Annotated in this window: 20 protein-coding genes; 14 read left to right on the forward strand and 6 right to left on the reverse strand. The window is 39.3% G+C overall.

The window, feature by feature from the left end; genetic code table 11:
- Positions 1-1,000 precede the first annotated feature (1,000 nt).
- Complete coding sequence (locus ABIS04_RS01015) at positions 1,001-3,166, forward strand: EAL domain-containing protein (RefSeq protein WP_350432305.1); 2,166 nt, start codon at positions 1,001-1,003, stop codon at positions 3,164-3,166.
- Between the two features lie 130 nt (positions 3,167-3,296).
- Here ABIS04_RS01015 and ABIS04_RS01020 read toward each other — a convergent pair whose 3' ends face one another.
- Positions 3,297-4,268 carry a GGDEF domain-containing protein gene (locus tag ABIS04_RS01020; protein WP_140233034.1) on the reverse strand — a complete coding sequence of 324 codons (972 nt, stop codon included), beginning with the start codon at positions 4,266-4,268 and terminating at the stop codon, positions 3,297-3,299.
- Between the two features lie 682 nt (positions 4,269-4,950).
- Between ABIS04_RS01020 and ABIS04_RS01025 the strand changes: the two genes are divergently transcribed.
- The 4 genes from ABIS04_RS01025 (at position 4,951) to ABIS04_RS01040 (ending at position 8,081) form a co-directional block, all read left to right on the forward strand.
- Positions 4,951-5,640 carry a VIT family protein gene (locus ABIS04_RS01025; protein ID WP_350432307.1) on the forward strand — a complete coding sequence of 230 codons (690 nt, stop codon included), beginning with the start codon at positions 4,951-4,953 and terminating at the stop codon, positions 5,638-5,640.
- 138 nt (positions 5,641-5,778) lie between these two features.
- On the forward strand, positions 5,779-6,426 hold the full coding sequence (locus ABIS04_RS01030; RefSeq protein ID WP_137223768.1) for a YdbC family protein: 648 nt from the start codon (positions 5,779-5,781) through the stop codon (positions 6,424-6,426).
- A gap of 53 nt (positions 6,427-6,479) precedes the next feature.
- Entirely contained in the window at positions 6,480-7,136 is a 657-nt protein-coding gene (locus ABIS04_RS01035; protein ID WP_137223767.1) for a Bax inhibitor-1 family protein, read from the forward strand.
- Positions 7,137-7,391: 255 nt separating this feature from the next.
- Complete coding sequence (locus ABIS04_RS01040) at positions 7,392-8,081, forward strand: DUF2238 domain-containing protein (RefSeq protein WP_350432308.1); 690 nt, start codon at positions 7,392-7,394, stop codon at positions 8,079-8,081.
- Between the two features lie 220 nt (positions 8,082-8,301).
- Here the strand turns inward: ABIS04_RS01040 and ABIS04_RS01045 are convergent, their stop codons facing one another.
- Positions 8,302-9,081, reverse strand: coding sequence for an acetoin reductase (locus ABIS04_RS01045; RefSeq protein ID WP_140233037.1), 780 nt, complete (start codon positions 9,079-9,081; stop codon positions 8,302-8,304).
- 586 nt (positions 9,082-9,667) lie between these two features.
- Between ABIS04_RS01045 and ABIS04_RS01050 the strand changes: the two genes are divergently transcribed.
- Complete coding sequence (locus ABIS04_RS01050) at positions 9,668-10,174, forward strand: general stress protein (RefSeq protein WP_350432310.1); 507 nt, start codon at positions 9,668-9,670, stop codon at positions 10,172-10,174.
- 355 nt (positions 10,175-10,529) lie between these two features.
- Complete coding sequence (locus ABIS04_RS01055) at positions 10,530-11,333, forward strand: sulfite exporter TauE/SafE family protein (protein ID WP_137223762.1); 804 nt, start codon at positions 10,530-10,532, stop codon at positions 11,331-11,333.
- 273 nt (positions 11,334-11,606) lie between these two features.
- Here the strand turns inward: ABIS04_RS01055 and ABIS04_RS01060 are convergent, their stop codons facing one another.
- Positions 11,607-12,575 carry a DMT family transporter gene (locus ABIS04_RS01060; RefSeq protein WP_371833626.1) on the reverse strand — a complete coding sequence of 323 codons (969 nt, stop codon included), beginning with the start codon at positions 12,573-12,575 and terminating at the stop codon, positions 11,607-11,609.
- A 47-nt stretch (positions 12,576-12,622) separates the two neighbouring features.
- Positions 12,623-13,102 carry a transcription elongation factor GreB gene (greB, locus tag ABIS04_RS01065; protein WP_140233039.1) on the reverse strand — a complete coding sequence of 160 codons (480 nt, stop codon included), beginning with the start codon at positions 13,100-13,102 and terminating at the stop codon, positions 12,623-12,625.
- A 214-nt stretch (positions 13,103-13,316) separates the two neighbouring features.
- Here greB and ABIS04_RS01070 point away from each other — a divergent pair, with 214 nt between their 5' ends.
- The 6 genes from ABIS04_RS01070 (at position 13,317) to ABIS04_RS01095 (ending at position 22,616) form a co-directional block, all read left to right on the forward strand.
- Complete coding sequence (locus tag ABIS04_RS01070; protein ID WP_350432313.1) at positions 13,317-15,689, forward strand: Tex family protein; 2,373 nt, start codon at positions 13,317-13,319, stop codon at positions 15,687-15,689.
- Between the two features lie 194 nt (positions 15,690-15,883).
- On the forward strand, positions 15,884-17,560 hold the full coding sequence (locus tag ABIS04_RS01075) for a phosphoethanolamine--lipid A transferase (protein WP_350432314.1): 1,677 nt from the start codon (positions 15,884-15,886) through the stop codon (positions 17,558-17,560).
- Positions 17,561-17,570: 10 nt separating this feature from the next.
- Complete coding sequence (locus ABIS04_RS01080) at positions 17,571-18,014, forward strand: diacylglycerol kinase (RefSeq protein WP_371833612.1); 444 nt, start codon at positions 17,571-17,573, stop codon at positions 18,012-18,014.
- Positions 18,015-18,111: 97 nt separating this feature from the next.
- The gene (locus ABIS04_RS01085) at positions 18,112-18,786 is read left to right on the forward strand and encodes a response regulator transcription factor (RefSeq protein ID WP_137223756.1); all 675 of its coding nucleotides are present in this window, start codon (positions 18,112-18,114) and stop codon (positions 18,784-18,786) included.
- Positions 18,786-20,216 (forward strand): ATP-binding protein, encoded by a 1,431-nt coding sequence (locus ABIS04_RS01090; protein WP_140233041.1) that lies wholly within the window; start codon positions 18,786-18,788, stop codon positions 20,214-20,216. Before ABIS04_RS01085 ends, ABIS04_RS01090 begins: the two co-directional genes overlap by 1 nt.
- A 363-nt stretch (positions 20,217-20,579) precedes the next feature.
- Positions 20,580-22,616 carry an LTA synthase family protein gene (locus ABIS04_RS01095; RefSeq protein ID WP_350432316.1) on the forward strand — a complete coding sequence of 679 codons (2,037 nt, stop codon included), beginning with the start codon at positions 20,580-20,582 and terminating at the stop codon, positions 22,614-22,616.
- On the opposite strand, the gene ABIS04_RS01100 is transcribed toward ABIS04_RS01095, so the two are convergent.
- Both ABIS04_RS01100 and bioH read right to left on the reverse strand, forming a co-directional pair.
- Positions 22,608-23,114: a hypothetical protein gene (locus ABIS04_RS01100; protein WP_137223752.1), complete on the reverse strand. Its 507-nt coding sequence runs from the start codon at positions 23,112-23,114 to the stop codon at positions 22,608-22,610. The two genes, ABIS04_RS01095 and ABIS04_RS01100, sit on opposite strands and share 9 nt — an antisense overlap.
- Before the next feature lie 77 nt (positions 23,115-23,191).
- Complete coding sequence (gene bioH / locus ABIS04_RS01105; protein WP_350432318.1) at positions 23,192-23,998, reverse strand: pimeloyl-ACP methyl ester esterase BioH; 807 nt, start codon at positions 23,996-23,998, stop codon at positions 23,192-23,194.
- A 43-nt stretch (positions 23,999-24,041) separates the two neighbouring features.
- On the opposite strand from bioH, the gene ABIS04_RS01110 reads away from it, so the two are divergent.
- Complete coding sequence (locus tag ABIS04_RS01110; RefSeq protein WP_350432320.1) at positions 24,042-24,848, forward strand: ComF family protein; 807 nt, start codon at positions 24,042-24,044, stop codon at positions 24,846-24,848.
- Positions 24,849-25,055: the final 207 nt, after the last annotated feature.

A 25,055-nucleotide genomic window follows, 5' to 3' on the forward strand; every position in this document is an offset into this window, starting at 1 on the left:
AGGTCACATAGTGACTTTATATACTAACCAGATGTACGAGGGTTATTATTCGAAGCGGCTCACGCGCATTAGCTCAATCGACGGGAATAGATTTTTACCATTAAAATTGCGAATGAACCATTAATATATTGCCATTTTGTCTGATGTGATATGTAGGTGAACCAATGGGTAGTTAATGTGTTTGAGGTTAGTTTTGGGGTTACGCTTTTTGTGATATTTCGACTAAGTTAAGTTAGTGATAGTAGATCAGTTCGAGTTGTGAACCCGAGGTAACCATCAGAGAACTATAGCGTTTTGGAGATTTTTTTAGATTATCCAGGGGGTTTTTCTGATTAAATCGTAGTATATTGATATCACACGTGTTATTAAATCTAGTTTTTTTTGATTAAATGGATTAGGTTAAATAACGCTATATGGATTTATGAATTTTAAATCAAACGGTTTGTAGTGGCATTCCTAAAGCGTGTATTCAGATAGAGGCAAGCTAGGTAATTGGAAATGCTAATCAAAGAGCGTGAACTAGTTTTATTCTGAGAAAAGTAATGCCCTTATATTTAAAAGAATTGACTGATTTTTATGCTTGTAAATACTCAGAGAAAATCTTAAATAGCAAATGAGGCTACATCATGGACGACATATATAGAAAGTAAGTACAGCCGTTTTCATCGTATCAGACACGGTATACGTTGGTGCTGAACTAACCGAGTTGGGAGTATTATTTTTTGGTGATTTTTTACTCATTCTTTTTTATGCTCTTATTCTTTTATGGCTTGAGCTTCATTTGCCCTTCTTTAGTTAGTGTTTTTTCTATCCAGTTTTCAATTGAATCCTTATTTGAAGAATATCGATGGTCATACAATCCAAACCCCGACTCAATAATGCGATTAAACAATAACAATGAGGGACTTTAATGACGGTTAACCTCATTTATTCCATAACACTTATCTTATCGCTTAGTTTGTTATATGGGTTTATTGTTAATTATTTTTACGCGAACAAAATGACTAAGCAAATATTGTCTGGTGCATTATTTGCTGGTATTTGTATTTTTGGTATGATTTATCCTATCTATATGGACTCTGGGGTTATTGTCGATCCTCGGTCCGTGGTTCTGGGTATAGCAGGTCTCTTCGGTGGTCCAGTTGTCGCAATTATTGCCGCCACCATTACAGCAGGTTATCGATTACTTCTAGGTGGAGGCGGTTTATACGTAGGCATAGGTATTATCATAGTATCGACTAGCTTAGGATTAATTTATCGATATTGTGTTAAAAAAGACTGGGTAAAAATTAACTTAGTGCAACTCTTACTCTTTGGCTTATTAATACAAGTTATTGTATTAATAATATCAACCCAGTTACCTGCCACCGCGTTTGAGAAAATACTATCAACTATAGCCATCCCACGACTGGTTATCTTTACACTGGCTACGGCATTCCTAGGCTTACTGTTGAAAAATATGGATGACCGCCAGAACACAGAAATTGCGTTAAGAGAAAGTGAATCAAGACTATCACATCATCTGCAGAATACGCCTTTAGCGGCTATAGCATGGGACATCAACTTCAATGTCACCCAATGGAATAAAACAGCCGAAAAGATTTTTGGATACTCTGCCGATGAAGCGATGGGACGTCATCCCATAGATTTGATCCTAATCGATACATCTAAAATAGAGATTGATCAGGTTTATAAGGACTTATTGGAACATAAAGAAGGGACGCGAAGAAGTAATTACAATATTACTAAAGACGGCAAAAAAATTGCTTGTGAATGGTATAATACGCCAATCTTGGATACCGCAGGCAAGGCGATTGGGGCAGCCTCTTTGTGTGAGGATATTACTGTCAGAAAACAATCTGAGCAGTTGATTTGGGAGCAGGCACATTACGATTCACTTACTGGATTAGCTAATCGCCAAATGGCGAGTTTAGATCTCGAGAAAGAAATTAAAATAGCTAAACGGTCGAATAAAAGTATCGCATTATTATTCTTTGATCTAGATGGTTTTAAAGATATTAATGACACTATGGGTCACGATATTGGTGACATTCTTCTGGTTGAAGTGGCAAAACGTTTACTCAATCTTACTCGAGATGTCGATACCATTGCCCGACTTGGAGGCGATGAATTCGTTCTGATAATAGGCGGACTTGATAGCCCAAGTTGTGTAGATCGAATTGCGAGTAACTTACTTAAAAAAATGTCTGAGCCTTTTACGTTAGGTCAAAATAAAGCTTATATTTCTACTAGTATTGGGATCACATTTTATCCACAAGATGCTTCTGATCCTGTTGAAATGCTAAAAAATGCTGATCAGGCAATGTATGCCGCCAAAAGTAATGGGGGGAATAGTTTCCAATATTTTACCCCGTCGATGCAGCAGAACGCAGTATCTCGCATGTCTTTGATTAGTGATTTACGTATAGCTATAGCAGCCAATCAATTCCAATTACATTACCAACCAATCGTAAACTTAATCACTGGTGATATTTATAAAGCTGAAGCTCTCATTCGTTGGCAACATCCAGTAAGGGGTTTAGTTGGACCAATCGAATTTATTCCTATTGCAGAAGAGACCCAATTAATCGTTGATATCGGTGATTGGGTATTTCGTGAGGCCGCTCAGCAGTCGGCTCGCTGGCGCACCGCCATCGAGCCAAGTTTCCAAATTAGTATCAATACTTCGCCAGTACAATATAAGAACGATGCTTTTAGCGCTAAAGATTGGCTTGACTATTTAGACGCTCTTAAATTACCCGGTGATGCCATTATGGTTGAAATTACTGAGGGAGCATTGATGGAATATGGAAGCAGTATCGACCAGAAATTATTTGACTTCAGAGATGCAAATATTCAGGTATCACTAGATGATTTTGGTACTGGGTATTCATCACTTTCTTCACTAAAAAAACTCGATATTGATTATCTGAAAATTGATAAATCTTTTGTGGATAATTTGGCGCCCCATTCTAATGATCTGGCTTTGTGCGAAGCAATCATTGTAATGGCACACAAACTTGATTTGAAAGTTGTTGCTGAGGGTGTCGAGAACGAAGAACAAAGAGACTTGTTAATAGCTGCTGGCTGTGACTATGCGCAGGGCTACCTATTTTCTAAACCATTACCAGCGATAGAATTTGAAAAATTATTAAAGTCTAGGTGAGAATCATGTGCCTCGACTGAATATTTAAACTAGTCAACGTTACCTATGAACAAGTTCTTTGCGCTTACTACAGACAGGATTAATTGTATCTTTTATAGGTGTTACATATTTTGATAAATAAATACTACTATCAGTTGCTAAAGACAGCGCAGTCACGACCTTTAGCCTTAGCGAGATAGAGCGCTTCATCTGCACGTTGTAGCCAAGTATCTGCTGTTGTACCTGGAACCCAGGAAGCAACACCAAATGACACCGTTATTTCTTTGCCATCCGGTGTTGTTAACTCTTTTTTTATTGTCGTTCTAAGGTTGTTAATAAACACATCAGGTTGATCACTGACCTCAGGGATTAATAGCACAAACTCTTCGCCACCGAATCGATAAAGCCGATCGTATTTACGAATGTGCGAAGTGGCAATCGTAACAAAATCTTGTAGTACTTTGTCACCAACAGCATGACCGTATTTATCGTTGACCATCTTAAAGTAATCTAAATCGAGAATGGCTAACAAATGCTTAATACCGTTACGCTCGGCGTTGGATATTGCCGCTGTCATATCTGATCTCATGGCTCGGCGATTAAATGCACCGGTTAATGCGTCCACAGTATTGAGTGTTTCCAGTAAGTGAAACTGCTTCAAACCATGGCTGGCATAAACGAAGGCACTTAATGACAACATCGAGGTTGTTACAATGAAAGATTCTTCTGAAATGGTGTTAAAAACGTCAGATAATTCTACGATAGAAATGCCAGCGACGACATTAATGCAAAAGGCTTCAACTGGTTTTACCAAAATAAAAGTGCTTGCGAAGACGGGGTAAATCCACAAAAAACTATCTATTCCATTAGCAATAACAATGATGACTACACCGGTATTAATAAATACTGCTATTACAGCGCTTAAAATTCGGATTTTTTTGGAGTAATACGCATAAGCAACTAGTGATATGATGCCCAGTATCAGCATCATATCAATGATGGCTGCGACGATGTTGCCCGCTAGATAACGTATAACTACAAACGGAAAAATGCCTAGCACAGCGACAGCGCTGAGTAGCAACAATAACGACAGTTGATATTTTTCCTGTAGCTGATTGATCATAACGCTCTCGCAGTAAATTGAATAATTATGTTTAATCAGGTTGAGCTACTAACAAACAAAAAGCTTTTTTGCTTGAGAACCCCGTCAACCTGTTTGCTCTAGAATACTATACAATCAGAGATTTCATTCTACCTAAATCTGGATAGGCTGGTCTTTTCGCAATTACATCATTAAAAATGCCTTAATCGTCATCTCGGTTGGATGTGAATAACCAAGTCGAAAATAACCGAACCAATCACAATTACAATATTTCGAATGTGTTTATGATAATCATTATATATGAGAAACCTTAATTAGCTCGTTTCTAAAAAGTATTAATAAACGATGAGTTTGAATGTAGTTTAATTTTTTCTTGCCATTGTGATGGGCTAAATTAGGCATTCATTGAGTGTAATTATTAAATGGGCTAGACTCGAAAATGGATGATATAACACTTGGATGACAAAGGGATTTCGATGAGAAACTTACCAATACCCCATCATCAATTGATCGACATTTGCTCTGAAACTCTTAACTAGCATCAACAAAATCGCCAAAGTAAAAGCATAATCCGTAAGTTAAAGCCATTAATCTGAACAAGACATCGACCCAGTTCAATAAGTGATTTGTAGTTTGAAAAGAGCGCAACGCATAAAGACTAAAATGTTAGTTGTAAAATAACTATCAATTATCGAGGAATATTATGGTTTATCATGAACCACATAAATCACATCGTGCAGGTTGGTTACGCGCAGCAGTGCTTGGCGCAAACGATGGTATTGTTTCAACAGCAAGTCTTATTATTGGGGTGGCAGCCGCTAGCACAACACACCAAGGTGTCATCCTCGCAGGTATTGCCGGATTGGTTGCTGGGGCTATGTCGATGGCTGCTGGTGAGTATGTTTCCGTTAGTTCGCAATCAGACTCGGAGAAAGCAGATCTTGTACTTGAGAAAAATTCATTAGAGCAGAATTATGAATTTGAAAAAAATGAGCTTGCAAAAATATACGAAACTAGAGGTGTTGATCCTATTTTAGCCCAACAAGTTGCAGTGCAATTAATGGCACATGATGCGCTTGGTGCACACGCTAGAGATGAAATAGGGATTACCGTTATTGGCAATGCTAAACCCGTTCAAGCGGCATTTTCGTCTGCAAGTACTTTTACCGTAGGAGCCGCATTGCCATTATTACTTGCTTGGGTCATTCCGGGAGAGCAACTTATTCCTGCTGTTGCATTGTCTTCGTTGGTTTTTCTCGCTTTCCTTGGTGGCATAGCTGCATGGGTAGGTGGTGCCCCCATTTCTGTAGGTGCTATCAGGGTGACTTTTTGGGGCGCGCTAGCAATGGCCTTAACGGCTGGAGTGGGAAGTATATTTGGGGTGGTGGCATAGTGCTATGCCTTGGGAATATATAACCTATAACGATACAATTTGAGTTAACAATGTATTAGTCTGTTTTTTGCTAAAACAACCGTGCCTTAAATTATTGATTGAGTTGCTCGCATGGTTATTAGACATTAAGGGTTACATTTGACTATTGCTAAATTGATTATTTGTGATGTAAATAGCGACAAGAGAGGCGATTTCTCTACAAGCCAATGTTCGTGGGCTCAACTATCTAATTGTGATGGATTTGGTGGACAAGCTGGCGGATGGGAGGATTCATCAAGCACTGCGACGATTCTAGGATTCTGGGAGTCTCAACGTCATGTGGGTGAATTCATGAAAAGCATCCATGATGAGATCTTTAAACGTAATAACCAGGAAAGTACCTACAACAGTTGTTCTGTTGATTACTTCGAATTAATTTCAATCATTTCTGGCTCAAATGTAAACTTTTCTCATGGTGGATTATTTAGCATTATCTACTGCTCTGGTGTTACCAACCTTGATAAGTTTACTCGAGATCAAGAGGCTATTTGGAATTCCCCACGGTTACAGCAATCTGGAATGTTAAGCGCTCATATTTGGCGTCATATTACTCTTGAGGATAACTACATGGTCGTATCCCATTGGGAGTCGAAGAATGCCCATGAGCAATACTTGAGGGATATGTCTTTAACATTGAGACCACAAGCATGCCCGTCTGATTACGTAGAAACAATATCCAGCAGCATAGTTGAGCTTGAAACCTTGTGGAGCATTGTTCCAAACAAGCAAATTAGTTGGAAAGTGTAATGCTTTGAGGTTATTTAAATTAAGTGCTTTACCTACAATAACGAGGAAGAAAAATGGAATTAGGTGTATTTGAACGAAGCAGTACCACTGACCCTATCATTAGTGCTACCGCCTATAATTTTGCCATCGGTTTAACCCTCTGCTGGGGCTTTGCAATAAACTGGTTAATGGTGACCAACATTGATCCTCAATCAATTGCAGATATCAATCCGTGGATTTTCTTTATTGGGTACTTCGCTTCATGCTTTTTTGGTATTTATCTTTTTAATAAGTCCAATAATCCACTGGTTAGTTTTATAGGTTACAACTTTGTTGTCATCCCGTTTGGTCTTATTATCAATTTGGTGGTAAGTCGCTACGATGCCTCTATTGTATCTGAGGCTATACGCATCACAGGTCTAGTGACTATTGGTATGATGTGCTTAGGGTCTCTATTTCCCGCTTTTTTCAAAAAAATAGCTGGTGCACTCACCATTGCTCTGTTGCTTGTCATTGTGGTGGAGCTTATTGAAATATACGTATTTGGTATCCACCATGGAATAATCGATTGGATAGTGGTGCTTATTTTCTGCGGATATATTGGCTATGACTGGGGGCGGGCTAATCAAATACCTAAAACAATAGATAACGCTATTGATAGCGCGGCAGCGTTGTACATGGACATAATCAACTTATTCCTTCGTATTTTAAGAATACTTGGGCGCAAATAAGTCACTTCGTGATTGTGAAGTAAATAGGGAGAATGTTGTTTATGGGGTTATTGTAGAAAAATAAAGCGTATTATTTTCATTATTAATCTATAAATGCATGATGTCGGACTAAAATCATGAATTTGTAAGTCGTTGTAGGCGCCTGTTATCCTCCCGTTTGTGGTGTGATTAGACGTGATTGAACCCTACATGTTATGGATGAGAATAAATCTACAGCTGACTTTTGGGTCCCTATAAAAATAGCGTTAATTCAGAATGGCCAAAAATACTATGGTACATAAACGATACTTTCTAATCCTTTCAATCATTTTTGGTATTGAATGCTTAGTCATTTCTATATCGCCTTATGATCGAGCCGATTGGGCGCTTGAGAATGTATTAGTTGTCTTATCTGCCATCTTCATTTTTTTTACGTATAAGAAATGTCCATTATCGCGACTCTCTTATAGTTTGATATTTGTATTTATGAGCTTACATGAAATTGGTTCATATTATACTTACTCCAATGTTCCCTATGATGCATTTTTAACATCATATTTTAATTTTAGCCTTAATGAATATATGGGGTGGACTCGGAATAACTTTGATCGATTGATTCATTTTGCATACGGTTTTTTATTAGCATACCCAGTGAGAGATTTGTATTGCCGGATTGCTGGTGTGAAAGGCTTTTGGAGCTATTTAACGCCTTTAAATCTTATTATGGCAACATCCATGCTATATGAACTGGTTGAGTGGGGCGCTGCAGAGATATTTGGTGGCGAGTTAGGAATGGCATATTTAGGCACTCAGGGAGATATTTGGGATGCACATAAAGATATGGCAATGGCAAGTCTTGGCGGCTTTATAGCAATGGTGATTACACTTGTTATTCATTCTCGAATTCAAAAAGACTTTCGAGAACAATGGCGATTAAGTTTAACAGTAAAACATAACAGGGATTAAGCGGGAAAAGCCTTCGTTTGGAACTTGATTAACAATAGACATGACCAGCAAAGATGAGTGCTGATTAGCATCCGGCCTATTTTTCACATTACTTTAATCGTTGTGCTAAAAACTGCAGGCTATGTTGTTACTCGCAATGTTAGCCCACAATTTTTAGCTCATATATACCCAATACACAGCAAAATACACAATCCTGCATTTCGAGGGCATTTGGTTATTGTTAACAGTAAACCATACCACCATCAATCAGCGGTGCTTGACCCGTCATGTAATCAGAATCTGGACCTGCTAAATATGAAACAAAGTTGGCGACATCCACAGGTGTTTGCGCACGACCAAGTGCAATGCCTTTGACGTATTTCTTATAGGTTTCACCTATTGGTGCGCCAGTAATTTCAGAAAAACGTTTATCAATCTCGACCCACATATCGGTTCCGACCACTCCAGGGCAATAAGCATTGACAGTAATACCTGCGCTAGCATATTCCTGTGCAGCTGCCTGGGTTAACGCGCGCACGGCAAATTTAGTTGCCGAATATGCGCCCAGCAAAGCAAATCCATTATGGCCAGCAATGGAAGAGGCACTGATAATTTTGCCTTTTTGTTTACGTTCGATAAATTTCTTTGCCGCGGCTTGAATGCCCCAAAGGGTTCCGTCTACGTTGATCTTTTGGATTTTATCCATTTCTTCTTGAGTAATATCTGCTATGGCTTGAACTTGCGCAATACCTGCGTTATTCACCATAATATCAAATCCACCTAAGGTTTTTTCTGCATGGTCTATAGCGGCATATACCTGTTTTCGGTCGCTAACATCTGCTTTGAAAGTAGTTGATTTTCGACCCAAGGCTTCTACTTCAAGAGAGACTGCGAGCATTTTGTCTACGTTTAAATCAACGATGGCAATATCTGCTCCATCTTTTGCTAAACGAAGTGCAATGGCACGTCCAATACCCTGACCTGCGCCTGTGACGAGCGCGACTTTTCCTTGTAATGACATATCTGACTCCTTTTTGATAATGAGATAAGGAAGACCTTTACATAGCCTTCCAGATAACGATTGAATGATCAGTCTACAAGGGCGTAGAGCAATAAAATTAGATATAGATCAATTTTAACCAGCATAATGATTAAAAATTAAACATGTTTAATCTCTAAGAATAACCTTTCAACATTAGTGGTGAGTATTTAGGTGTTATGTTGATTTTTATTTTTATATCAGCAGGTTATTTCCGAATTTGAAAAGAATTAATTATCATATTGCTAATAAGAATCAATCTATTGATAAACCCCATCTAGGTTGAATTTGTTAACGCTCACAAGGCTATCGCATTCAATACTGAATAGGATTATGTTATTAAATAGAGGGATGGGTAGCATGTTTATTATAGGTCTCAATCTATAAATAAACCCCGTTCTTGAATAACCATAAAAGGTTATCGCAATGAATGCTGAAAAGGCTATGTTATTGGTTAGACAAGTGGATGGCGTGTTAATTACTATCGATTTTAATGCTTTACCGCTGCCAACAATATCATCAAGTTCATTAGCACATTGACTGGAATCATCAAACCAGGAGATTTAAAATGAAAAATGCAGGAATCATCACTTTTGACACACATACTGAAGCTGAAGAAGCAGTAAAAGAGTTGCAAAAATCAGGTTTCGATATGAAAAAACTATCTATTATTGGTAAAGATTATCACACAGAAGAAGATGTCGTTGGTTATTACAACACTGGTGACCGTGTGATGAAATGGGGTAAATTCGGGGCTTTTTGGGGAGGGTTATTCGGTTTGCTTTTTGGTTCAGCCTTTTTCTTTATTCCCGGACTTGGTCCCATTATGATTGCTGGTCCGTTTGTTTCAACGATCATTGGCGGTCTCGAAGGTGCTGTTATAGTGGGTGGGCTAGATGCATTGGGCGCAGCCCTTTATAGCATCGGCATACCAAAGGACAGTATCATCAAATATGAAACCGCGATAAAGAGTGATAAATTTCTTCTTGTCGTTCATGGTTCTATGGATGAAATAACAAATGCAAAAAGTATTCTAAAGAATATTGGTCATAACTTAGAGGTACATTCCGCATAAACACGCCGGCTATAACTGACAACATTACCTAACAATCGCATACATTTAGGCAGGGAAAAAGTTCGTTACTGGCTTTGTATTTCTGCCTATTCTTTAGATCATTAGGGTTAATGCTGAATATCTCTCATTATTATCGTTTAAAAGGCGGCCTCGTTAAGGTTTAATATTAACTTAGTATTGATGAGCTCCTGCCAGTCAATTGGCGAGCTTAATGTATTTATCTGCTTACAAGCTAACATCAAACGAATAATATTTTTACCTTGTGACTGTTCACCCAGTAAAGTGAGCTTTCAAACAGTGCAAAGTGCAAAAACGAAAACGTTAGACATAACTAAATGATGAGAATGAGGTAATAATGTTACAACCGGAATGGATAGTACTGTTTTTATTATTAGGCTCTTTTGTCGGTTTCATGGCGGGGCTATTAGGTATCGGTGGTGGTGGCATTTTGGTGCCGATATTAACATCGATATTTCTATTAAATGGCATTGCTATTGATCATGTTGTGCATTTAGCTTTAGGCACATCAATGGCTTGTATGGTAATCACTACTTTTTCAAGTTTCCGTTCTCACAATGCAAAAGGTGCAGTGGTATGGTTGGCTGTTAAAGGGATGGTTTTAGGTATTATTTTAGGGACATTTTCAGCAACGTTTTTAGCCTCATATTTAAGCTCATTATTTCTGGGGATCTTTTTTGCGCTGTTTATGGCATTTGTATCGAGCCAAATGTTTTTAAATAAAAAACCAAAGCCATCAAGAGAACTATCAGGAACCACAGGCTTGTTTGCAGCGGGTTTTGGCATTGGATCAATATCTGCGTTGGTGTCAATTGGCGGTGGCTCTTTAACGGTTCCTTACCTAACATGGCAGAATATTGAAATTAAGAAAGCAATCGGTACTTCTGCCGCTATTGGGCTGCCTATCTCTGTTGCTGGAACGGTTGGTTATTTAATTAATGGTTGGCACTATTCTTCACCTAATGATTACATTTTTGGTTATGTGTATTTACCCGCAGTATTATTAATTTCTATTACCAGTTTTATCACCGCCCCTTACGGCGCACAGTTGGCACATAAATTACCCGTATCAATATTAAAGAAAATATTTGCTGTTCTACTCATTACGCTGAGTATTAAAATGTTGATTTCAATAACATGATTTAGCATTAATAACTTTTGCAGAGATATAACCGGATCGCTGAAAAAATCTAGCTTTTTACAAGGTATTATTTTTAAGGAAATTAATCGTGTATTGTGAAATGCTTACACAAACGGCTGTATGTTAACGGTAAATAATTGGAGTAATATTCAGAGGCTTATTGCATATTTGAGGCGATAATCTCGCAATATTTACGCATCAATATAATCCTAGTAGCAAGTTAGTTAAGGGATGTCCAAATCAGAAAGCGATTCACCTCAAGCTCAAGCCAAACTATGTTCCATCTTTGATGGTAGTTACCGTTAACATTTTACGCGTTTGGGTGAGGGTGTAGCCACCACTTAATACCACTAGTAGGCTACCAAGTAAGGTCATTAAATCGGGCGACTCTCCAAATATAAATATTCCCAAGGCTAACGCAAACAGTAAGCGGGTATAACGAAACGGTGCGATTACCGATACATCGCCCGCGCGCATAGCAATAGTGAGTGCGTTATAAGCTGCAACGCCAAAAATGATAGCGCCGATGATTTGTATTGACGCGGTTGTATTAAGTTGGGCTGGTTCATTTTGATAGATTTGTATTGCTACACCCGCAGGGATGAGGACAAAAAAACCATACACACCAAGCTGCATATTAGACAATACATGTGGTGCCGCTCGGGTGGCTAAATCGCGACCCGCAAAACCTAGGGTTGCGATAACCGCTAATAAAGAAGTGGCTTCAAAGCCTTCAAGTCCGGGACGAATGATCATCAGTACGCCGATAAAGCCAACCAATACAGCAAGCCATCTTTTCACCCCTACTTGTTCACCGAACAATAATGCTGCGCCTATCATGGCAATTAATGGTGTTGCCTGCAAAATAGCTGATGCACTTGATAATGGGGTTAAAGTAATCGCCAACGCAAAGGTAAATCGACCCACCACTTCGCAAGTTGCACGAATTAATATAGGAGTAGATAAAATTGCCGGATGGAAAATCTTTTCGCCTTTACGCCAAGTGAGGAGCATAAAAATAAGCATTCCACCTAGGCCAAATAGCGCGAGAATTTGACCCAAAGATGTCGTTTCTGCCGCTGATTTAATGAGCATATCTTCAATGGCAAAGGCTGCCATTGCAGCAACCATATAAAGACTTCCTTTGGTATTTGTCAAAATAACTCCAATAATAGGATGGATTGTTTTTGGCCGATAAGGCTTGTATATAACGGTTGTGATGCTTGAATCGACAAAGTGCATAAAACGAATTTTAGACCTGATTTTATCGTTCAACCATCTGATTACTTCTATTTTTTTATATAAGTAATTTTATTGATATACCAAGTTTTGTCGCCTTGTGGAGTACTGACCACGGCTTCGTCATCGACTTGTTTTTTGAGTAAAGCGCGAGCCATGGGTGAGTCAATTGAGATGTAATCTTTACGTTCGTCGTAAATTTCTTCAGGGCCGACAATTTTAAAGGTTTTTATGTCACCGGCGTCGTTTTCGATTTCAACCGTGGCACCAAAAAACACTTTGCCTTCTTGTTCTGGAGCGTAATAGACTATCTTGAGTTCGGGCAACAGCTTGCGTAGATAGCGTACACGGCGATCAATTTGCCTTAATAAACGCTTGTTGAACTGATAATCGGCATTTTCAGAACGATCACCTAAACCTGCCGCCCAAGTGACAATTTTAGTCACTTCAGGACGCTGTTCTTTCCACAAGTAGTCGTGCTCAATTCTGAGCTTATTGTAGCCTTCTAAAGTGATTAACTTAGTTTTCACACGGTTTACTCTTAATGTGGTCAAAGAACAGTGAGGTTTTATATTAAGCTGTAATATTAACATCTGTGTTTTAGCACTTCATGCCCGATGATGCATTCTTTTTATCGATTATCTATAAAGACATCATAAAGCCTTTCGTACTAGCAGCGAACTGGTGGTCTTTATGGTATCTTTGGCATAATTTTATTTTAAACCATGTCGAATTCGATTGATTATGCATAATATTGCCCAGATTATCGCTCAAGAACTGAATGTTCGTGAACAACAGGTCACTGCGACCATCGCACTTTTAGATGATGGTGCAACAGTACCGTTTGTGGCGCGCTACCGTAAAGAAGCCACTGGTGGCTTAGATGATACTCAATTACGTAACTTGTTTTCTCGCTTAGGCTATTTACGAGAGTTACATGATCGTCGCCAAGTGATTTTGTCGAGTATTGAGGCGCAAGGTAAGTTAACGCCTGTGTTATCCCAAGCGATTAATGATGCCGACAGCAAGACCCGCCTTGAAGATTTATACCTGCCATACAAACCAAAGCGTCGTACTAAAGGCCAAATAGCTATCGAAGCCGGTATTGAGCCGCTAGTCGATGCTGTGTTAGCCGATCGCCAAGTCGATATAGATGCTAAGGCTGCTGAGTTTCTTAATCCACAAGCAGGATTTGCTGATGCTAAAGCGGTACTTGATGGAGCTCGTTATATCTTAATGGAACGCTTTGCCGAAGATGCAGAGTTGCTACGTAAAGTACGCCAGCATTTATTACAGCAAGCGGTGCTTGAAAGCCGCATGGTGAAAGGTAAAGAGAAAGAAGGCGCTAAATTCCGCGACTATTTTGAACACAATGAGCTGATGAGCAAAATCCCATCACATCGTGCTTTAGCCATGCTGCGCGGTCGTAACGAAGGCGTGTTAAGCCTGTCAATGAACGCTGATCCCGATACTCAAGCAACAGAAGGCAGTTATTGTGAAGTGATTATTAGCGATCACTTTGCGTTAGCATTAACGAATAGTAGCGTTGATGAATGGTTGAAAACCGTAGTGACCTCGACTTGGCGGATTAAAGTCGCTTTGCAAATGGAAACCGAGTTTATTGCTAAGATGCGTGAACGAGCGGAAGAAGAAGCCATTAGAGTGTTTGCCCGTAATCTGGGTGATTTATTAATGGCGGCTCCTGCTGGTGCTAAAGCGACTATGGGGCTTGATCCTGGTATTCGTACTGGTGTGAAAGTAGCGATTGTAGATAACACTGGCAAACTTGTGGCACACACCACTATTTTCCCCCATGCACCGCAAAACTTGTGGGATAAATCAATCCGCACCTTGAGTAACTTAGTGACGATGCACAAGGTTGAAATTATTGCGATAGGTAATGGTACAGGCTCTCGTGAAACCGACAAACTGACTGGCGAATTAATTGCAGCAGTAAAAGAAACTAACCCGACATTGACTAAAGTGATTGTGAGTGAAGCGGGTGCATCTGTGTATTCGGCCTCTGAGTTTGCTGCTAATGAATTTCCTAACCTTGATGTGTCAATTCGTGGTGCGGTATCGATAGCGCGTCGTTTACAAGATCCACTGGCCGAGTTGGTAAAAATTGAGCCCAAAGCGATTGGCGTAGGGCAATATCAGCATGATGTAAGTCAAAGCCAGTTATCGCAGTCGCTTGATGCCGTCGTTGAAGATTGTGTTAATGCTGTAGGTGTTGATTTAAACATGGCATCTGCACCGTTATTAACGCAAGTGGCAGGGTTAACCAAAACCTTAGCTAAAAATGTAGTTGATTTCCGTGATACCAATGGTCAATTTACTAACCGCAAACAACTATTAAATGTGGCACGTTTAGGGCCTAAAGCTTATGAACAAGCGGCGGGTTTTTTACGTATTTGCAATGGTGATAATCCATTGGACTCATCATCTGTTCACCCAGAAGCGTACAGTTTAGTTGAGTCGATTGCTGACGCTAAGCAATTGCCACTAGCTGAACTGATTGGTAATAGCGATTTGTTAAAACAGATTAATGCTGCCGATTTTGTTACTGACGCGTTTGGTGTGCCGACCATTAATGATATTTTGGCCGAGTTAGACAAGCCAGGGCGCGATCCGCGTGGTGAGTTTAAAACGGCGAGTTTTAAAGACGGTATAGAAGAGTTGAAGCACCTTAAAGTCGAGATGATTTTGGAAGGTGTGGTAACCAACGTGACTAATTTTGGAGCCTTTGTTGATGTGGGTGTGCATCAAGATGGTTTAGTGCATATTTCATCGTTAACCGACAAATTTGTCAGCGACCCTCATACAGTGGTTAAAGCGGGTGATGTGGTTAAAGTGAAAGTGATGGAAGTGGATATTGAGCGTCGTCGTATTGCATTAAGCATGCGTCTGGATGAAAAAATAGATACTGAAAAAGCGACCAGACAGTCACAAGGTAAACCGCAAAATAGTTACCAGAAAAAGCCTACTGCAGGTAAATCTTCAACCAATACCAAAAGTGTGGCTCATAATAAACCAGCCAATAAGCCTGCTAAAGCACCGCAAAATGCCGCAATGGGTAATGCGTTTGCTGATGCTTTTGCTAAGTTTAAAAAATAATAAAAATTAGAGTGTGGTAAAACACATGTTCTAATTTGTTGATTAAAAGGCCCTTACATTAATATGTGAGGGCTTTTTTTTAGTTAACTTTTATATTTTGAAACTTAATAAAGCCTCACAGTAATAATTCAGTTTTTATTCAGTAAATCTTCAGTGTTTTGGTTGAATATCAGCGCCAGTCGAGTTTATTGCGAGTGGCAAAATTGAAATTACTAACGAAAACATTATCCAGTTTCACCCCCAAAAGCATCAGTTACGAGGCAATGACCTGCATTATCGCTGTCTATTTTGGCTTGGTATTAAATTTTCCGTTAATCCGTAAAATCTATCAATTATCAGCAGACGGTCATGTGTTGTTTTCTTTGTCACCAGCCCTATTGTTGAGTGGTTGCTTTATGGTGATATTCAGTTTATTTGCTTTTCGTTTCGTATTTAAGCCATTGATGATTCTATTGCTACTGACATCGTCAGCGGCAATGTATGCCATGTTGAAATATAATGTCATGTTCGATTACGGCATGATTGAGAATATATTTGAGACAAATTCTGGAGAAGCTATTTCATACATAAGCTTGTCTTCAATTGGTTATATTTTCATTTTTGGCGTATTGCCTTCTGTATGGTTGTATCGCACCAAATTAACGAGTTCTCCTTCGTTCACTAAAGCGCTGTTTCGTCGTGTTGGCTTTGTGCTTGTTGGTTTAGCAATTGTGGGTGCAATGGTGCTGTTTTTTTACAAGGACTATGCATCAGTGGGTCGCAACAATAAGTACCTAAATAAGATGATTATTCCTGCACACATTTACAATACGGTTAAATACTTAAATCGACGTTACTTTACTGAAAAATTAACCTTTAATCCTATTGGTCAAGATGCACAGTTGACCGTAAATATGAATGACAAGCCAACATTAATGGTAGTTGTTGTAGGCGAAACGGCTCGAGCACAAGATATGGCTTATAACGGTTATCAACGTAATACCAACCCCTATACAGAAAACCTAGGCATGATTGCCTTACAAAATGTGTCGTCTTGTGGCACCGCTACAGCACATTCGTTACCGTGTATGTTCTCAAGTTTAACTCATGATAATTACAATCGTGAAGCTGCCGATGCACAAAATAACGTACTTGATGTGATTAAAGCAGCTGGTGTAGATGTGACATGGTTTGAAAATGACGGTGGTGATAAAGACGTTGGATCCCGCATTAATAAGATTGATATTTCGCCGAGTGAGCCAAATCCATTGTGTGATGGCTTAAGTTGTTACGACGAGATTTTAGTCGAAAAGCTCAGCCAAAAATTACAACAAGTAAGTGAAGCAAGTGCACTGTCGGGAAAAAGTTTAGAAAATGAATTTATCGCTTTACATACTATTGGTAGCCACGGACCGACTTATTGGCAACGTTATCCCGCAGATAAAGCGCTGTTTGGCCCAGCTTGTCGTCGCAGTGACATTGAAAATTGTAGCGACCAAGAAATTGTCAATGTATACGACAATACTATTGCCTATACCGACTTTGTATTAGCCAAAACCATCAATGTGCTTAAGGAGTATCAAGACAAGTATAACGTCGCGCTGGTGTATTTATCTGACCATGGTGAATCGTTGGGTGAAAGTGGAATGTATTTACACGGCACCCCTTATAGCATTGCGCCGAGCCAACAAACTCATGTGCCATGGTTGATGTGGTTACCGCAAGATTTTACACAAGCAAAAGCGGTTGATCGTAAATGTATTGTGGATCATGCAATGAATGGTGAATATTCCCATGACAACTTGTTCCATACATTGCTAGGGCTTTACGGTGTGAGCACTTCGGTGCGCGACCCTAAGTTAGATATCACCACCGATTGTAAAATTAGCTAGGGACATTCACATGACACCATCTTTTTCATCATCATCATCATCATCAACATCTGATAATAGTGCAACACATAATGCTACTACAAAGCAGCCTAAGATTGTGGTTAAACGCCATGGAGTTATGCGGTTATTGTATACCTGTAAACATTCCTTTAATGGGCTAAAGTGGATGTGCAGTAATGAAGCAGCGTTTCAACAAGAGTTATTGTTGTTTATACCGTTAACGGTATTTGCCTGTATGGCAAATATTAGCGCGCCGCAATCGGCTCTGTTAGTACTGGCATTACTATTTGTATTGTTTGCCGAACTGGTTAACACTGCAATTGAGGTGGTAGTTGACCGTATTGGTCTTGAGTTTCATACCATGTCTGGTTTAGCCAAAGATATAGCTTCGGCGTTTGTGTTTGTCAGTATGTTGATGGCAGCGATTGTTTGGTGGGTTATTTTGTGGGCATAATCTATGTGCTCACATCATAGGGAATAACATTAAGTTCTCTCCATTTAGGCGGCAATTGTGATATGGATATAGGCATCATTATGATAAAGGACACTCAATGAAAGTGTTGTTAATTGAAGACTCTGAAGCACTGCGTCGCGGCATTAGAGTGGGGTTAGATCATTTAGGTTATACCGTTGATGAAACTGGCGATGGTTCTGAAGGGTTAAGCATGGCGCTAACTAATCAGTATGACTTTATTATTTTAGATTTAATGCTGCCTAATGTTGATGGGATCAGTTTGCTTAAGAGTATTCGTAAGCTAGGCAATCAAGCTAAAGTCATTATTTTGTCCGCTAAATCTCAAGCAGAAGATCGGGTTAATGGCTTGTTATCGGGTGCTGATGATTATTTGTGCAAACCATTTTCATTCGATGAGTTACAAGCAAGGTTAATTACCCTTGGCCGTCGTGGCGGCTTGAATCAACACGTTAAATCGATTTGTATTGCTGACTTTGTCCTCGATACCAGTAATAAGTCACTTCATGCTAATGGCCATAATATCGATTTGACTAAAAACGAATTTAAAATCGTCGAATATTTATTTAATAATCCTAAGCAAATACTCAACCCTGAGCAAATTAGTGAAGCGGTAGTGGGGTCATTTAACCATTTATCGAAAAATACCATCGAGGCTCATTTATCGTCAGTACGTAAAAAAGCCAAAGCGGTTGGCGCGACGTTACCGATTAAAAATAAACGTGGTTTTGGCTATTTTGTGGGTGAACATTAATGAGGTCGTTAACAACTAATTTAGTCAATACTATGACCTATGTGGTATCAGCTATTTTAATTATAGTTTTTCTCGCTATTGATATCAGCATTGATAACTGGGTTGATGCTGAATTTGATAGCGCATTAACTGATAAGTCTAACTATCTTAAAACATTGGTTAAAGTAACACCGCAAGGCACCGAGTTTGATTTTTCTGGCGAATTTATGCCTGAATTTGGTATTTCAACCAAAGCGAGTTTTTTCCAGTTATGGCAAGGCTCGAACGTGTTTGAACGCTCCGAATCGTTACGTGCTTTTGCGGGGGTAGATTTACTTAAAAAAGACATACCAGTTAATAGTACCTTTTTTGCCGATGTGGTGTTACCCGATGGGCGAGATGGTCGGGCGATGGTGTCGTATTTTGAGCCGCAAGTACCGAAAGTTAATCGTTCAATAATGGGTAAAGTTGAACCCATGTGGTTAACAATAGCCATTACTACTGAAGATTTGTCGCAAATATTAGTGATCATTGATTCTAGTCTAGCCATTGGTTTACTGCTGGTGATTGTGTTGATCCGTTGGGCTGTAGTGAAGGTTATTCATCGTGGTTTGACGCCATTAAACGACCTTAATATGTCGCTAAAAAATGTCGATGTCACCCAAAAACACATCCCTTTGTCTACCGATTCAGAACGTTACCTTGAAATAGAACCTATTCGTAATGAGCTCAATAAGTTTGTCAAAATTAGCCAGCAATACTTACAAACAGAAAAACGTATTACTGCCGATATTGCTCATGAGCTGAAAACACCTATCAGTGAGTTGATTAGTTTGAGTGAAATTTATATTCGATATCCGGATGATCAGCGTATTGGTGCAAGTTATAAACAAGATGTATTGAGTATTAGTTTACGGATGAAGACCATTGTCAATAATCTATTATTATTGCAGCAAGCCTCGTCTGAAAATATTAGCCTGCATCGTCAACATATCAATATTAATACCTTAGTGAATCAAGTTATTGAAGAGTTAGCATTTAAGTATTCGACTATTCATTCTCGTTTGAATATCAATAACCAAGCATCGGATCTTAGTTGTATTGCTGATGAGTTTTCTTTGCACCTTATTTTAAGCAATTTATTCGACAATGCACTGTATTACAGTCCACCACAATCTGTGATTCAAATACGATTAGCCACAGATTATCAAGGGTTAAAGATCAGTGTTGAAAACCAATTAGTGACCAGCATAAACGTTAATGATCTAGAAAAACTCACGTTACCGTTATTTCAAGCTGAACAGTCGCGCTCAAATAGTGATCGCCATGGATTGGGATTAGCCATTGTTGAAAATATTGCCAAAGTAAATGGTTTTGAATTTGGCTTTGAGTTGGTACCTACAGATAAAATAATGTTTAGTCTGCATATTCCTGCAGTAGCAGACAGTTAGATTTAATTATTTGAATGCCGATCACATAGGAGTCATAAACCATTGACGTAAATTGTTAGTAAAACGTTAATATAAGTCTGTTGTTGCTGAACTTTGATCATTAATCAGGGTCTTATGCTCGGATAGTGTTTAGTGCAGAAGGTCTTACTTATTATGAGTGCTATCTAATTTGTTGATAAATATATGAATATACATTTTAGTTTGATTGGCTTGATCAAATAGTAAAGACAATATTTATTAACGTAACTGGACCTTAAGATATGAGCATTAATCTGTTGTAAATAATAAAAATATTACGTTTGGCATAACTTGTTGAATATATGTTAGTTCATAGTAAAAATAATAATAATATTGGAGCAGTAAATGGCTGTAAATTCCTTTAGGCATAACGTAGGTTCTTCGTTGCCATCAAGAGCACACCCTTCACGAAGTTTACTCCAAGTCATCATTATATTCAGTGTTATATCATTGATTATATTAAGTGTGAGCCGTTTAGGTTTGTCCTTATGGCAGGCAGATCGTGTTAGTGATGCGCAAGGTTGGGGTTATATATTTCTGCAAGGATTACGCGTTGATTTTGCTTCAGTATGTTGGTTATGGGGCATTGCAGCGTTAGGTACTGTAGTATTTTCGGGCGAGCATTTAGTGGGCCGTGCTTGGCTAATAATATTGCGAGTATGGTTAACTCTGGGGTTGTGGGTGATTATTTTCCTTGAGGCATCATCTCCCTCATTTATAGCCGAATATGGTTTTAGGCCTAACCGTTTATACGTTGAATATTTAGTTTATCCCAAAGAAGTACTGTCGATGCTATGGGCTGGGCGCAAAACCGAGCTTATCCTTTCTGCGTTTATCACTATTGGTAGTTTATGGGGTGGCTGGTGGCTTAGCGGTAAGCTTACTCAGAATATTCGTTATCCAAAATGGTATTGGCGTCCTGTACTGGGTGTTATCGTCATTGCTATTACCATTTTGGGTGCACGTTCATCGTTAGGACATAGACCACTGAACCCTTCATTGGTGGCATTTTCTGATGATCCTTTAATTAACTCTTTAGTGCTTAACTCCTCATTTTCATTGATTTTTGCGATTAAACAGATGGGAAATGAAGAAGATGCATCGAAAGTGTATGGCAAGCTTGCCGATGATAAAGTTATTGATATTGTTCGCCGTGAAAGCGGTCGTCCACTGAGTGCATTTACCTCATCGACCATACCGACATTGTCATTTAATCAAGCCAGTTATACTGGTAAACCAAAGAACCTTGTCATTATTTTACAAGAAAGCTTAGGTGCGCGTTTTGTCGGGAGTTTAGGTGGTTTACCATTAACACCCAATATTGATGAGTTATCTAAACAAGGATGGTTTTTTGAAAATTTATACGCTACTGGTACGCGTTCTGTAAGAGGTATTGAGGCGGTGACAACGGGTTTTACGCCTACGCCAGCACGTGCCGTAGTGAAACTAGGTAAGAGCCAAACAGGTTTCTTTACCATTGCTGATTTATTAAAACAACATGGTTATACCACGCAGTTTATTTATGGTGGTGAAAGTCATTTTGATAATATGCGCAGCTTCTTTTTAGGCAATGGATTTACCGATATTGTTGATCAAGGCGACTACAAAGACCCCGCGTTTGTGGCGTCTTGGGGTGTGTCTGATGAGGATTTATTGTTTAGAGCAGATGAAGAATTTTCGCGGATGCACAAAGAAGGTAAACCATTCTTTAGTTTAGTGTTTAGCTCAAGTAACCATGATCCATATGAGTTTCCGGATGACCGTATTGAGCTGTATGAGCAGCCACAATATACCATGCATAATGCAGTAAAATATGCCGACTATGCCGTTGGTGAGTTTTTCAAGAAAGCCAAAAAATCAGACTATTGGAAAGACACTCTATTTTTGATTGTTGCCGATCATGACAGCCGTGTTGGTGGTGCTGCGCTAGTTCCTGTATCTCGTTTCCGTATCCCTGGGCTTATTTTAGGTGATGGGATTGATGCGAAGCGTGACCCACGTGTTGTCAGCCAAATTGATATGTCGCCGACGTTAATTTCGTTATTGGGTATTTCGGATAGCTATCCAATGTTAGGTCGTGATTTAACCAAAATGCCAGATTCTTGGCCTGGTAGAGCGATGATGCAATACGATAAAAACTTTGGTTTGCTAGAGGGAAATAAGATGACTATTTTGCAGCCTGAATTACCTGCCGAAAGTTGCAATTATGACTTTGCTACCGAGAAATTAACACCGACGACATTGGATGAAACACAAGCGGAAACGGCCTTAGGTTGGGCATTGTGGGGTAGCTTAGCTTACAATAAAATGTTGTATCGCTCGGCTAATACAGTGGTTAAACCGACCATTGCTGATATTACTGCAATCGAAGCATCACGCTAGTATTTTTAGTTGCGATTGATTGTCGGGAACGGATTGTTGTTGATAAAATTGACCAATTCGTTGGCCAAATTGTTGATAGATAGCACTTGATTCACCAGCGTCTAATGATTGGCGTTGACGAGGCTCTGGTGTCGTTTTAGCGGTGGCTACTTGGGTTTTTAGTTGAATATCTTTACGTTGCAGTGCGGGTGTCTGGCTGGCCAAGATTTTTATCACTTGAGGCCGAATTGCAGGCGAGGCAATGACTTTGGATTCTAACGATTGTTGAGTGGTACTTTGCTGTTGTCGTTTAGCTTGTTCTTGCTGCTGCTTTTTTTCTGCAACGATATAAGTCGAAGCACGTTCATTTTGTGGATTTAATGAACGTTCTTGATGACCTTTTGCGGGTTCTTGTGGCGGAATAATCGGTGGTTTTTGTTGGTTGTCCACTCGAGCAAGATCCGTCGCAACATTTGAAGTTGCTAGCGGTATTTGCGGATAATGAGTGGTAATTATCATGTGGACTCTGCCAATTCCAAGCCTTGGCTAAATTATAGTCAATATCTATCCAAGTCTAAAGTATTATTAAGTTATTTTTAGCAGTATTTTATGATCCAAGGTAATAAACGATCTAAAAATTCCTCTGGATGCGAAATAAACGGTGCATGTGATGCTTTATTTATCACCATATCTTCAATGTTGTCGCGGCTAGGTAATGACGTGATAATTTTTCTTGGAACCAAACCATCTAATTTCCCCCAAATTCGTAACCATGGCTGCTGTATTTGAGTGACCGAGGCGCGTAAATCAACCTGCGCTAACATATCTAACCCTTGGGATAGCCCTTGTTGTGTCGGTAATGGTTTACTTAATACTAAGCTTTTTATGTGTTGAATATCAGATTTGGCATTATCACTGCCCATAGCTTGAATGGCTAAAAAACGTTCAACAGTTCGAGATAAATCACGACTTAATTGGCTGGAAAATTGTGCTAGCACCTCAGGCTGGATACCTGGCCAAGATGGTGTTGAGTAGCCTTTTTCGTGAGTCATAACACTTTCGCGGGCCATAAAACAAGGTGATGAGGCAATAGTGACTAATGCAGCCACAGACTCAGGGTAATCGATGGCCACTTGGCTCGCTATTAATCCTCCCAACGACCAACCAACCCAAATAGCCTGCTGTGGAAGTTGTGTAGCAAGTGCCTGTGTCCACTGTTTAATATCACCATCGATATTGGGACTTAAACCAAAACCCGGCAAATCAACATAATGCACTCTATACTGGTGCAATGCGTTTTGTAATGGACTGAATACTTGGTTATTCACCCCCCAACCGTGTAATAACACTATATCTTGGCCTTGTGAGCCTACGGTATCAATATGCAATGCAGGAAAACTCACAGTTAACACCTCTTTTGAGTCTATTTAATGGAATGAATAGCCAATGCCGTTAATCAATATTTCAATCGACATTACCCATATATTAGCATTATGCGTTAAACGCGTTCAGCGTGTCAGGGTAATTTTACTAGGCAGTTTACCCAACCGTTGCCTGCTGTGCCAGCAAAGGATAGATCAAACGGGTTATCAACAATTGTTTCCTAATCAAGTGCTCACAGGTGTTTGCCAAGTGTGTTTAGCGACGAGTTTGTATCAGCACGAAGTGTGCTTAGGTTGTGGTCGCGAAATAGCTCTGCTGCAGGCTTATTGTGGAAAGTGTTTGAAACAAGAGCCCAATTGGGTGGTTGCACCTTGTAGCTATCACCAAGGATTAGGGCCTCTTATTGCCGCGATTAAATACCAGCAACAATGCGCACCGCTCAAAGCAATAGCTCAACAATTAGCTTGCCGAATAGCATTATTAGTTAAACATGGCATTATTAAACGGCCACAAGTGTTAATTCCAGTACCTTTGCATCCAAACCGTTTACGGCAACGAGGTTTTAACCAAGCTTGGTTAATTGCAAAGGAACTCAGTTTATTAATGGATATTCCTGTTGACGACACTTGTTTAATCCGAGTGATTGATACAGCACCACAAACAGGGTTAGCGGGTAAACAGAGACGCAAAAACTGTCATGAAGCATTCAAATTACAACAAAAAACGGCATATCAGCGTATTGCTCTGATTGATGATGTCGTTACTACTGGGACGACTGTAAATGAAATTGCTCAATTATTTAAGCCGCAATTTGTCCATGTGCAAACTTGGTGCCTAGCTCGTGCAGAGGCGCCGGGATTGTTAGATTAAAGCAATTTGAGTATAGATTGACCTAGGTTGCGGTTAGATTAATTTAATTTGAGTAATAACAAGTTTTTTTATAAATAAAAACAATTAATTAATATGTCTTGTAACTCTTGGTATATGGCGTATTGCGGTTTCTTTAGGGTTAAAAAAAGTTGAACTAGATCATTTTTTCGAAATCTAGGCTTCCCTAGACTACAAAGCAAATGCAAC

Source organism: Shewanella sp. H8 (assembly GCF_040285065.1).
Lineage (GTDB): Bacteria > Pseudomonadota > Gammaproteobacteria > Enterobacterales > Shewanellaceae > Shewanella > Shewanella polaris.